Origin of the sequence: Mangrovicoccus algicola, assembly GCF_014903745.1 — a bacterium.
GTDB classification, from domain to species: Bacteria; Pseudomonadota; Alphaproteobacteria; order Rhodobacterales; family Rhodobacteraceae; genus Mangrovicoccus; species Mangrovicoccus algicola.
On record NZ_JACVXA010000100.1, the window covers coordinates 1 to 10967 of the forward strand.

11 protein-coding genes and 1 pseudogene are annotated in these 10967 nt (G+C 68.7%); 10 read left to right on the forward strand and 2 right to left on the reverse strand.

The features are described 5' to 3' along the window. The 5 genes and pseudogenes from ICN82_RS20075 to ICN82_RS20095 all read left to right on the forward strand — a co-directional run. Window positions 1-307: pseudogene (locus ICN82_RS20075) on the forward strand (hypothetical protein); the annotation flags it as partial. 104 nt (window positions 308-411) lie between these two features. Further along, entirely contained in the window at window positions 412-1443 is a 1032-nt protein-coding gene (locus ICN82_RS20080; protein ID WP_193186799.1) for an MBL fold metallo-hydrolase, read from the forward strand. Between the two features lie 525 nt (window positions 1444-1968). Next, a complete protein-coding gene (gene hemP / locus ICN82_RS20085; protein WP_193186801.1) occupies window positions 1969-2139 on the forward strand; it encodes a hemin uptake protein HemP in 171 nt (56 codons plus the stop codon). 75 nt (window positions 2140-2214) lie between these two features. Further along, window positions 2215-3477 (forward strand): imelysin family protein, encoded by a 1263-nt coding sequence (locus ICN82_RS20090; protein WP_193186804.1) that lies wholly within the window; start codon window positions 2215-2217, stop codon window positions 3475-3477. Between the two features lie 60 nt (window positions 3478-3537). After that, window positions 3538-3798: a DUF1289 domain-containing protein gene (locus ICN82_RS20095; protein WP_407943776.1), complete on the forward strand. Its 261-nt coding sequence runs from the start codon at window positions 3538-3540 to the stop codon at window positions 3796-3798. A gap of 27 nt (window positions 3799-3825) precedes the next feature. Here the strand turns inward: ICN82_RS20095 and ICN82_RS20100 are convergent, their stop codons facing one another. Both ICN82_RS20100 and ICN82_RS20105 read right to left on the reverse strand, forming a co-directional pair. Next, window positions 3826-4296, reverse strand: coding sequence for a Dps family protein (locus tag ICN82_RS20100; protein WP_193186810.1), 471 nt, complete (start codon window positions 4294-4296; stop codon window positions 3826-3828). A 241-nt stretch (window positions 4297-4537) separates the two neighbouring features. Further along, entirely contained in the window at window positions 4538-4963 is a 426-nt protein-coding gene (locus tag ICN82_RS20105) for a hypothetical protein (protein WP_193186814.1), read from the reverse strand. Between the two features lie 119 nt (window positions 4964-5082). On the opposite strand from ICN82_RS20105, the gene ICN82_RS20110 reads away from it, so the two are divergent. The 5 genes from ICN82_RS20110 to ICN82_RS20130 all read left to right on the forward strand — a co-directional run. Next, entirely contained in the window at window positions 5083-6555 is a 1473-nt protein-coding gene (locus ICN82_RS20110; protein WP_226898636.1) for a di-heme oxidoreductase family protein, read from the forward strand. Continuing rightward, window positions 6555-7562 carry an imelysin family protein gene (locus ICN82_RS20115; RefSeq protein WP_193186820.1) on the forward strand — a complete coding sequence of 336 codons (1008 nt, stop codon included), beginning with the start codon at window positions 6555-6557 and terminating at the stop codon, window positions 7560-7562. Before ICN82_RS20110 ends, ICN82_RS20115 begins: the two co-directional genes overlap by 1 nt. 1 nt (window position 7563) lies before the next feature. Further along, a complete protein-coding gene (locus ICN82_RS20120) occupies window positions 7564-8664 on the forward strand; it encodes a DUF1513 domain-containing protein (protein ID WP_193186823.1) in 1101 nt (366 codons plus the stop codon). A 151-nt stretch (window positions 8665-8815) separates the two neighbouring features. Next, window positions 8816-10147, forward strand: a complete 1332-nt coding sequence (gene tig, locus ICN82_RS20125; protein WP_193186826.1) for a trigger factor — start codon at window positions 8816-8818, stop codon at window positions 10145-10147. A 182-nt stretch (window positions 10148-10329) separates the two neighbouring features. Beyond that, window positions 10330-10967 (forward strand): hypothetical protein (locus ICN82_RS20130; RefSeq protein WP_193186829.1); only part of this gene is annotated, 638 nt, incomplete at its 3' end.

Genomic DNA, 10967 nt, shown 5'->3' on the forward strand with positions numbered 1-10967 from the left:
GTCTGCGAGTAATCTAACTCCCAGTCCGGGATCCGGGGGCAAGGTCAATCTCGGCCTGCCGCGGATGTCCGGCCTGGAACTGCTGCGCGAACTGCGCGCCGACGCCCGTTTCCGGAGCCTCGTCTGCTTTGTCCTGACCGGATCTGGCGAGGCGGAGGATGTTTCCGCCGCCTATGACCTGAACGTGGCGGGCTATCTCGAGAAAAGTCGCGTCGGCGAGGATTTCCGGTCGATGACCAGCTTCCTCGGGGCCTATTGGACCGCCGTTCGTGTCGTCGGCCCGCCCCGGGCCGGGGACCCGGAATAGGCGTCGCGCGACCTCTGTTTGCCCGGTTCGCGGGATTGACCGGATCCGTCCGGCTTCGTACCCGTGACGGCAAGGCGACCCTGTCAGGGCGGTGATGGTGGGCAATGAAAATCGGAATTTTTGTCTGGGCCGGCGTGGCCTCTCTGTCCTTTGCTGCTGCGGCCGCCTCGGAAACGGGACAGCCCCTTGCCGAAGGACACCGGGCCCGCGGTCTGGCGGCGGCCCGCGTGTTCCCAGGCTATGCCTCGCTCTGTGATCTCGAGGCGCCGATGCGCAACGTGAACCTTCCGCGGGTCTCGCGCCCCGCGCGCGATGGCACGGCGCGCGAGACCCGGCCGTCCCGGCTGATCGAGCAGCTGGCGCCATCTGATTTTCCGCCGGTGCAGGTCTTCGACAATCTCTGGTTTCTCGGCACCCCGTCGGTTACTGCCTGGCTCTACGGAACGGCAGAGGGCTATCTGCTGATCGACGGGCTGAATACGGACGAGGAGGCGCAGCACTACATCCTGGACGGCATGGCGGCCCTGGGCCTTGATCCGGCAGGGATCAAGGCCGTCCTGGTCACCCACGGTCATGGCGATCATTACGGTGGTGCCGATTATCTGGCCGATCGCCTGGGGATCGATGTGCTGATGAGCCGGGCGGATTGGGCCCTGGTGTCGGCCCTGGGCGATCATCCCCGCTTCGGCGCCCCGCCCCAGGCGGGCGGGGTGGTCGAAGATGGCGACATCCTCGATATCGGCGCGTCGAAACTGGCCATTCACCTCACTCCCGGTCACACGCCGGGAACGGTGTCGCCGATCCTCGAGCTGCAGGATGGATCCCAGCGCCATGTGGCAATGCTCTGGGGCGGGACCGGTTTCAATTTCGGGCCCGATGTCAGGATCTTCCGCCAATACGCCGCATCGGCCCGGAAGATGGAGGAGATCGCGCGGGCGGCCGGTGTCGACGTGTTCCTGTCCAATCATCCGCGCCGCGACGCTACGCTGGAGAAGCTGGATGCGCTTGCTGACAGGCAGGCGGGCGAAGGTCATCCTTTCGTTTCGGGAGAAGAAGGATACGCCTTGTTCACGCTGCTTAAGGAATGTGCATTGGCACAAGCGGCACGCTTCGCCGGCGCAGATGGCGGCGGATAGTCCTTACTACGCCTTTGCAGGGGCGAGGGACGGCTGGCCGGTCCCTCGGATAGGGGCCCGGGATATCGAGGCGCAGCAGAGGCGCAGGATGGGATCCGGCCGGGGGCAGGCGTCCTGGCGGGGTTTTGCCGCCGCCCTGAGGTCGCGCAAGGCCGCAGGGGGCCGGACCACCGGAGGCCGGAATGACCCGCCCCAGCGCTGCTGCGGGAGGGAGGCCCTAGACGGTTTCCCGCGGCGCGGCGGGCGGAGAAAGCTGCGCAAAATATTTCCTGAGTAAAAAACTCGGATTGCCAAACCCGACTGATCTTGTCAGTGTAGCGTCATCAGGACCGCCACCCATATTGACGCGGCGGTGCAGATCGATCCCGAGGAGGTTTCGACCATGACCCGATCCGGCAATCCCGCACCACTGCGGAGCATGCCTGCCCGCAGTTGCGACGGTTGCCGCCGGGCGGCGTGGCGCCTTCTTTCCCTGCCTTCGCTGGAGGCATTCCTTGACTGGCTGGAGACGCGCAAGTGACCTACATGACCAAATCCACACCGGCCCCTGAAACCGTGATCCACCGCGAGGGGCTGCCGCCGCTTTACGATGCGCGCGGCCTGACGGAGGGCGGCCAGCTCGCGCTTCTCGAGCTGGACGGCCAGATCTACACCCTCAGGATCACGCGCTCGTCCAAGCTGATTCTGACCAAGTGAGCGGCCCTGCCGCCTGACGCCAGCCCGCGGCCCCCGGGCCGCCGCCACGCCGCCCGAGATTTCAAGGACCCCGACATGACCAAGACCTTTCTCGCCTCGACCGTCCTGGCCGCCACATGTGCCGTGCCCGCCTTCGCCGTCGAAAAGGCCGAGGTGCTGGACACCTATATTGCCATCGCCCAGGCGAAATACGAAGACAGCCTGGCCACGGCCGAACGGCTGCAGGAACGGGTGGAGACGCTGATTTCCGCGCCCTCCGCCGAGGCGCTGCAGGCGGCGCGGGAGGCCTGGCTGCAGGCGCGCATCCCCTATCAGCAATCCGAGGTCTACCGGTTCGGCAATGCCATCGTCGATGACTGGGAGGGCAAGGTGAATGCCTGGCCGCTGGACGAGGGGCTGATCGATTATGTCGATGACGGCTATGGCGGGGCGACGGACGAGAACCCCCTTGCCGCGCTGAACATCGTGGCCGCAACCGAGTTCCAGGCCGGCGGGGCGACGATCGACGCCACCGAGATCACGCCGGATTTCATCGAGGGTGCCCTGCACGAGGCCGACGGGGTGGAGACGAATGTCGCCTCGGGCTACCACGCCATCGAATTCCTTCTGTGGGGGCAGGACCTGCACGGGCATGAAGCCGGGGCAGGGGAACGGCCCTGGACCGATTACGCGCCGGGCGATGCCTGCACCCATGGAAATTGCGACCGCCGGGGCGCCTATCTGCAGGCCGCGACGGATCTGCTGGTGCGGGACCTGGGCTGGATGGCGGCGCAGTGGCAGGATGGCGGCGCGGCGCGCGCGGCGCTTCTGGAGGATGTCGATGCCGGGCTGGTTGCGATCGTCACCGGCATGGGGTCGCTGTCCTATGGCGAGCAGGCGGGCGAACGGATGCGTCTGGGGCTGATGCTGAACGACCCGGAGGAAGAACATGACTGTTTCTCCGACAACACCTATAACAGCCATTTCTACGACGCGGTCGGCATCCGCTCGGCCTATGACGGCACCTATACGCGGACCGATGGCACGCGGATCGAGGGGGCGTCGCTGTCCGATCTGGTCGCTGCCGCCGATCCGGCGCTGGATGCCGAACTTACGGCCAAGCTCGACGCCACGGTCGACGCGATGCTGCAGATGAAGATCGCGGGCGATGCGGGGTTCAAGTACGACATGATGCTGGAACGCGGAAACGAGGCCGGCGAGGCGCTGATCATGGCGGGGGTCGACGGGCTGGTGGACCAGACCCGCTCCATCGAGCGGGTGGTCGCGGCGCTCGGGCTCGATGCCGGAAGCTTCGAGGGCTCCGACAGTCTCGACAATCCCGCGGCCGTGTTCCAGTAACCCGGTCTTTCCGGTCCCAGCACGGGCGGTGCGCCGCCCCCTCATGCAAGGATGACGCCGTTGGCCAGCAAACTTCCCTCCCCCTGCCTGGATGTCTGCAAGTTCCGCCTTGATGGCGGCCGCTGCATCGCCTGTGCGATGACGAAGAAGCAGAAGAAGGGCTACAAGGCGCTGTCGAAGAACAAGCAGCGGCGGGCCTTCGTGCTGGAGCTGCTGGGCCAGCAGGCTGCCGCGAAATCGGCCCGGGGCTGGCGGCGCGCCTACTTGCGCAAATGCGCGAAGAAGGGCGCCGAGGCGCCCTTCGATCAGATTGCCGGATAGGGGGCCGCTGCGGGCGGCCCCGCGGGCTCACTCCAGGTGCGACTGCAGGAACCAGGCGAATTTCTCGTGGACCTGCCCGCGCGCGATGCAGAGATCCTCGGTCAGGGTGTCGCCATTGTCGGCGGCCAGTTCGCCCGCGCCTGCCAGGGTCTCGGCGATGGTGCGCTCGGCTTCCAGCAGGTAGGCGATCATCTCGCGGTCGGTGGCGCGCCCGTCATGTTCCTTGACCTTGGAGCGTTCGACCATCCCGGCCAGCATGCCGTCGGCATGGCCGCCCAGCATGCGGACCCGCTCGGCCAGGTCGTCCTGGCCCTCGAAATGGTCCTCGTAGATCTTCTGGAACAGCTCGTGCAGCGGGCCGAAGGCCATGCCCTTGACGTTCCAGTGGAAGTTCTGGGCCAGCATGGTCGTCACGGCCGTCTCGGCGACGCACTGGTTCAGCGCGGTGCAGATGGCGGTCTGGGCGTCCTGGCTGAGGGCGGCGGCGGTCTGGGTCATCTCGGGCCTCTTTCTTCGAATGCAAAAAATCTGGTCTGGCTGGCGCTGTGCTGGCTACGCGCGTCCGGACTGGCTGGCTCTGGGCTGGCTGCGTCGCGCTGTTGAAATTAGAACTATTCCAAACTGGCGCGATTGCAAGAGGGAAAAAACCCGACAAAACCTCTTTTTCTCCGACGCTTAGATGCGCCGAAGTCCGAGAGAAATGCTTTGAATTCGGGGGAAGGCCGGGAGGAGAGGCGCCTCAGCGCCCGCGATCGGGCCGTGCCACCAGCCCGTGCAGCAGGAAGGCGACGGAACGGCGGTAATCCTGCGGCACGCGGCGGCCCAGCAGGAAGGCGACGCTGTCATGGTCGCCGACCTCGAGCCGGTCAATCACCCGCATCAGCCAGACCTCGTCGAAGCTGCGCGCGGCGGCGCCTGCGCGGTGAAAGACGGGACGATGACCCAGCGCCTGGCCCAGAACGCGCAGCAATGCGCGGGCAAAGACGATCGGCGCGCCCTTGCGGTCCATGGTCAGCAGGGAGCAGGCACGGAAAAAATCCAGGTGGGGTTCGGTGCGGGCGCGGGCGGCCTCGCGACGGATCAGGTCCAGCCGTGCATCGCTGCATGCGGGCAGCGGGCGCGCGGCGTCGGGGAAACCGGGCAAGGCAAGGGCTGTCTGGGACATCGGCCGTTCCATCCTGTCTCTGTCACGGGCGGCGGGCGGTATCGGGACTGGCGCCGCATCATGTCCGACTGTAACTATCAGGAAAAACCTGCCTTGAGAAGATGCCCGACAGAAAGATTATGGTATTGGCGCTGCTGGCCGCGTTTCCGGCCGCTGCCGGGTCCCCGGGACCGACGCCGCGCAGCCCGCAGGAGGCGGAGCGGGTCGCGGCGGTGACGGCTCCGGCGGGGCGATTCGATGCGCCGGAGCCGTTCGAGTCGCGACCCGGCGGGGCCGGGACCGTCGCGGCCCGGACGGACGGGCAGGCCCTGTCGCAGCCCTCCGGCGGCATGTCCGCAGCGCGCGAGCTGGATTTCCTCGTCGGCAAGGCCCTTTTCGAGAAGCTCTGGGTGGCGGCCCCGTCCTCCACCACGGCCTCGGACGGGCTGGGGCCCCTGTTCAATGCGCGCTCCTGCCTGCAATGCCATCGTGATGACGGGCGCGGCAGCCCGCCCGCCCATCCGGGGGATCCGGGGCTTCTGATGCGCATCTCCGTTCCGGGCGGGCCGCCGCGCGCCGGGATCGAGGCGTGGATCGCGACGGCCCCCGACCCGGTCTATGGCTGGCAGCTTCAGGATCAGGCAAATCGCGGGCTGGCTGCGGAATACCGGCTGGAGCTGCGATATGACGACCTGCCGGTTGCGCTGTCGGACGGAACCGTCGCGACCCTGCGCCGCCCGACCTACCGCATCGCCGATCCGGGTTACGGTCCCCTGCATGCCGAGGCGATGCTCAGCCCGCGCCTGGCCCCGGCCATGACCGGGCTGGGCCTGCTGGAGGCGATCCCCGAGGCGGATATCCTCGCCCATGCCGATCCGGGGGATGCCGATGGCGACGGCATCTCGGGACGGCCCGCCTTCGTGCCCGGCGAGGTCGCGGGCGAGGTGCTGCTGGGCCGGTTCGGCTGGAAGGGCGGCTCGCCCACGGTGCGGCAGCAGACGGCCGAGGCGCTGTCCGCGGATATCGGCATCTCCTCCCCGCTTTTTCCGGTGCATTGGGGCGATTGCATGGCTGCGCAGTCCGCCTGCCGCGATGCCCCCGGCGGCGGCGATCCGGGGCAGGGCGGTCTGGAACTGGATGCCGCCGCGCTGGATCTGCTGGTCCATTATGCGCGCAATCTGGGCGTGCCGGCGCGGCGCGATCCGGAGGGGGCGCCGGTCCTGCGCGGCAAGCAGGTCTTCTACGAAACCGGCTGCATCGCCTGCCATGTGCCCAAATACGTCACCGCGCGCCTGCCCGCGCGGCCGAAGCAGAGCTTCCAGCTGATCTGGCCCTATAGCGACCTGCTGCTGCATGACATGGGCGAGGGGCTGGCCGACCACCGTCCCGACGGACGCGCCACGGGCCGCGAATGGAAAACCCCGCCGCTCTGGGGCATCGGCCTAGCGCAGCAGGTCAACCCGGCGGCGGGTTTCCTGCATGACGGGCGGGCCCGGAGCCTGCTGGAAGCCGTCCTGTGGCATGGCGGCGAGGCGGCGGCGCAGCGCGATGCCGTCATCGCCATGCCTGCCCCCGACCGCGACGCGCTGATCGCCTTCCTGGAGAGTCTCTGATGCGAAGCCCCCTTTTCGCCCTCTGTCTTGCCCTTTGTCCGGTGGTTGCGGCGGCTGCGCCGACGGATGTGCTGCAGCGCGCGGTGACCGAACATGTCCAGCCCGGCTTCGACGCGCTGGCCCGCGACGCCGAGGCGCTGGAACAGGCGGCGGGCGCGACCTGCGATCCGGCGGATCCGGAACTGCGCGCGGCGTTCGGCACCGCCTGGGATGACTGGATCCGGATCAGCCACCTGCGCTTCGGTCCGGCCGAGGTCGACAACCGCGCCTTCTCGCTGGGGCTCTGGCCGGATGCGCGCGGCTTCATTCCGCGCACGCTGCAGGGGCTGATCGATGCGGAGGATCCGGTGATCGACGATCCGGCCGGGTTCGCCGAGGTCTCCATCGCCGCCCATGGCTTCACCGCGCTGGAATTCCTGCTCTACGATCCGCAATTCGCCGGGGCGGGCGACTATGGCTGCCGGCTGCTGCGGCGCGTGGCGGCCGATATCGCCGCCACCAGCGCGGCGATTGCCGCCGACTGGCGCGGGCCCTATGCCGCGGCCTTCCTCCATCCCGCGCCCGATGCCCCCTATCGCAGCGAGACGGAGGCGCTCGGCGCGCTCTACACCGCCGCGATGACGGGGCTGCAATTCACCATCGAGGCGCGGCTGGGCCGGCCGATGGGGGAATTCGACAATCCCCGTCCGACCCGGGCCGAGGCCCGTCGTTCGGGCCGGTCGCTGCGCCATGTCGCGCTGTCGCTGGAGGGCACGGGCCGCCTGGCGCTGATCCTGGCGGAAGAGGATCCCCGGGAGGCCGCGGCGCTGCAGGCGGCCTATGACCGTGCCGTTCTGACCCTGGGGCGGCTGGAGGATCCGGCGCTCGGCGAGGTGGCCGACCCGATGGGCCGGTTTCGCGTCGAGGCCGCGCAGCAGCGCATCGGCGACCTGCGCGAGGCGGTGCGGGCGCATGTCGGCGGGCCGCTGGGACTGGCCGAGGGGTTCAATTCGCAGGACGGAGACTGACATGGCCTCGCGCAGAGATTTCCTTGCCGGCCTTCTGGCCGCGGGGGCCGTGCCGCGCCCCGGCTGGGCCGAGGCCGGCGCCCCCGATTTCCTGGCCGCGGGACGCCGCGGATCCGGCGACTACGTGCTGTGCGGGCTGCGCGCCTCGGGCGATCTGGCCTTCGAGGTCGCTCTGCCGGGGCGGGGCCATGCCGGGGCGGGGCATCCCGAACGTCCCGAGGCGGTGGCCTTCGCCCGCCGGCCGGGCACTTTCGCCCTTGTCATCGACTGCCGCACGGGCGCCGTCCTGGCCCGGCTGGAGACGCCGCCGGGGCGGCATTTCATGGGACATGGCACCTTCTCGGCGGAGGGTCGGCTGCTTTACACGCCGGAGAACGCCTTTGACGAGGGCCAGGGCCGGATCGGGATCTGGGATGCATCGGCCGGATACCGGCGCATCGGGGAATTCTGGTCCGGCGGCATCGGCCCGCATGAGGCGCTGTTCCTGCCGGGCAGCGATGTCATGGCCATCGCCAATGGCGGCATCGACACCCATCCCGACAGCGGCCGGACCAAGCTGAACCTGCCCGTCATGCGGCCCGCCCTGGTCTATGCCTCCGCCGCCGGGGAGATCCTCGAAACCGTGGATCTGCCGCCCGAATGGCACCTGAACTCGATCCGCCACCTGGCGGTGCGCTCCGACGGGCTGGTCGCGGCGGCGATGCAGTGGGAAGGCGACGTGGCGGCGGCGCCGCCGCTGCTGATGCTGCACCGGCGCGGGCAGGTGCCGTCCTTCCCGGCCTTCGATCCGGCGGGGCACCGGGCGATGCAGGGCTATGCCGGGTCGGTGGCGCTTTCCGGCGACGGGCGGATCGTGGCGATTTCCTCGCCGCGCGGCGCGCTGGTGCAGAGTTTCGAGACCGCGACCGGGCGGCCGCTGGCGGCGGTGGCGCAGGCGGATGTCTGCGGCCTGGCCCCGGCGGGAGAGGGGCTTCTGCTGACCTCCGGCACGGGACGCATCGCGCGCTTCTCCGGCGCCGGGGCCGAGACCCTGGCGGAGCAGCCCGTGGCCTGGGACAACCATGTCGTCGCGCTGAACCGCGCCGGGTCCCGCCCGGGCTGAGCCGGCGCGGCGAAAACCGGCGGAAAGGGGCGCGATGGCCCTTGTTTTTCTGCGCGGGGGGCCGCCCGCGCATCGGCAGGGGTTGCATCGGCCCGCCCTTGCCCATACACCGCCCGGCAACTCAGAGACGCCTTTCAAGAAGGAACCCCCCATGCAGGTCACCGAGACCCTGAACGAAGGACTGAAGCGCGGTTACCAGATCACCGTCACGGCGGCCGAGCTGGACGCGAAGGTGGTCGAGAAGCTGACCGAGGCGCAGCCCGAGATCCAGATGAAGGGCTTCCGCAAGGGCAAGGTTCCGCTGGCGCTGCTGCGCAAGCAGTTCGGCCAGCAGATCCTGGGCGAAGCGATGCAGGAAACCATCGACGGCGCGATGTCCAAGCATTTCGAGGACTCCGGCGACCGCCCGGCGCTGCAGCCGCAGGTCAAGATGACCAATGACGACTGGAAAGAGGGTGACGATGTCGCCGTCGAGATGTCCTACGAGAAGCTGCCGGAGATCCCCGAAGTCGACCTGAAGTCGATCACGCTGGAGAAGCTGGTCGTCAAGGCGGGCGAGGCCGAGGTCGAGGAAGCGCTGCAGAACCTGGCGCAGAACGCCAAGTCCTGGGAAGACCGCGCCGAGGGTGCCGCCGCCGAGAAGGGCGACAAGGTCACCATGGATTTCGTCGGCAAGGTCGATGGCGAGGCATTCGAGGGCGGCTCGGCCGAGGACTTCCCGCTGGAGCTGGGCTCCGCGCAGTTCATCCCCGGTTTCGAGGAGCAGCTGGAAGGCGTGAAGGTCGGCGATGAGAAGGCGGTCACCGTCTCCTTCCCCGAGGATTACCGCGCCGAGCACCTGGCCGGCAAGGAAGCCGTCTTCGACTGCACCATCAAGAAGATCGAATCCTCCGTCCCCACCCCGCTGGATGACGAGCTGGCCAAGCAGTACGGCGCCGAGTCGCTGGATGCGCTGAAGGCCCAGATCGCCGAGCGCCTCGAGGCCGAATATGCCGGTGCCGCGCGCCAGGTGCAGAAGCGCAAGCTGCTGGATGCGCTGGACGGGATGGTTTCCTTCGATCTGCCGCCGACCCTGGTCGAGGCCGAGGCCGGCCAGATCGCGCATCAGCTGTGGCACGAGGAAAACCCCGACGTGCAGGGCCACGATCATGCCAAGATCGAGCCGACCGAGGAGCATAACAAGCTGGCCGAGCGCCGCGTGCGCCTGGGCCTCCTGCTGGCAGAGCTGGGCCGCGTGAGCGAGGTCGAGGTGACCGAGGCCGAGATGACCCAGGCGGTGATGGCGCAGGCGCGTCAGTACCCGGGCCAGGAACGCCAGTTCTTCGAGTTCATCCAGCAGAACCAGCAGGCGCAGCAGCAGCTGCGCGCGCCGATCTTCGAGGACAAGGTCGTCGACTACATCTTCGAACTGGCCCAGGTCTCCGAGACCGAGGTGTCCAAGGAAGAGCTGGAGAAAGCTGTCGAGTCGCTCGAAGACGAGTGAGCGCCGCATCTGCGGGACATTCAGGGGGCCGGTCGGAAGACCGGCCCTTCTGCATTCTGCGCTCCGGCGTGCCGTTAACTCATTATATACTGAAAACTTGATGCATTTGGTCCCCCGCGGCAGGAAGGCGGCGCCGGGACAGCCCGGCCCGTGTCATTCTGTTCAGCCGGGATTCCGTCATCATGAAACGCTTCCTCCCCTCGGCCCTGGCGGCCGCCTTCTGTCTTTTCGTACCCGCGTCGCTCCCGGCTGCCGTCCTGCAGGCCGACCTGGGCGATCGCGTGCTGGCGGACAATCAGGGCTGGCGCCTTGACGTCGATGGCGACGGCCGGGACGATCTGTACCTGCGCGACTATTACAGCCACCGCCGCTACTGGGGGCGCTCCTATTCGGATAGCGAGATCCGGGCCTACGGTCTGGGCGGCACGCGGATATCGGCCGGGGGAGCCCTGGCGGCCGGAACGGAGATCGGCGCGCGGCTGGGCTGGACCGGCCAGTCCCGCCTTGCCGACCGGTATTCCGGCAGCATTCCCGGCGGGTCCCGGTATAGCGGCAGCTGGGTGCGCAGCGGCGCCAGCGTGACCGGCCATCTCGGCTTCGCGCTGGATGGCGCGGGCGGCACGCATTACGGCTGGCTCAACCTGACGGTCGATGGCGACGGCAGGGTGACGCTGCACGGCATGGCCTGGGAGGATGTCGCCTGCCTGCCGATCGTGGCAGGCCGCCCCGAGACCCCCGCCGCCCCGGCGCCGGTGCCGCTTCCCGCCTCGGCCGGGCTGATCGCGCTGGGGCTGGCCGCGCAGGCGGCGGCGGGGCGGCA

What these genes read in the sequence shown, in the direction of transcription:
- ICN82_RS20080 (WP_193186799.1), top strand. Translation starts at nt 412, where the DNA reads ATGAAAATCGGAATTTTTGTCTGGGCCGGCGTGGCCTCTCTGTCCTTT.
- hemP (WP_193186801.1), top strand. Translation starts at nt 1,969, where the DNA reads ATGACCAAATCCACACCGGCCCCTGAAACCGTGATCCACCGCGAGGGG.
- ICN82_RS20090 (WP_193186804.1), top strand. Translation starts at nt 2,215, where the DNA reads ATGACCAAGACCTTTCTCGCCTCGACCGTCCTGGCCGCCACATGTGCC.
- ICN82_RS20100 (WP_193186810.1), bottom strand. Translation starts at nt 4,296, where the DNA reads ATGACCCAGACCGCCGCCGCCCTCAGCCAGGACGCCCAGACCGCCATC.
- ICN82_RS20105 (WP_193186814.1), bottom strand. Translation starts at nt 4,963, where the DNA reads ATGTCCCAGACAGCCCTTGCCTTGCCCGGTTTCCCCGACGCCGCGCGC.
- ICN82_RS20110 (WP_226898636.1), top strand. Translation starts at nt 5,083, where the DNA reads ATGGTATTGGCGCTGCTGGCCGCGTTTCCGGCCGCTGCCGGGTCCCCG.
- ICN82_RS20115 (WP_193186820.1), top strand. Translation starts at nt 6,555, where the DNA reads ATGCGAAGCCCCCTTTTCGCCCTCTGTCTTGCCCTTTGTCCGGTGGTT.
- ICN82_RS20120 (WP_193186823.1), top strand. Translation starts at nt 7,564, where the DNA reads ATGGCCTCGCGCAGAGATTTCCTTGCCGGCCTTCTGGCCGCGGGGGCC.
- tig (WP_193186826.1), top strand. Translation starts at nt 8,816, where the DNA reads ATGCAGGTCACCGAGACCCTGAACGAAGGACTGAAGCGCGGTTACCAG.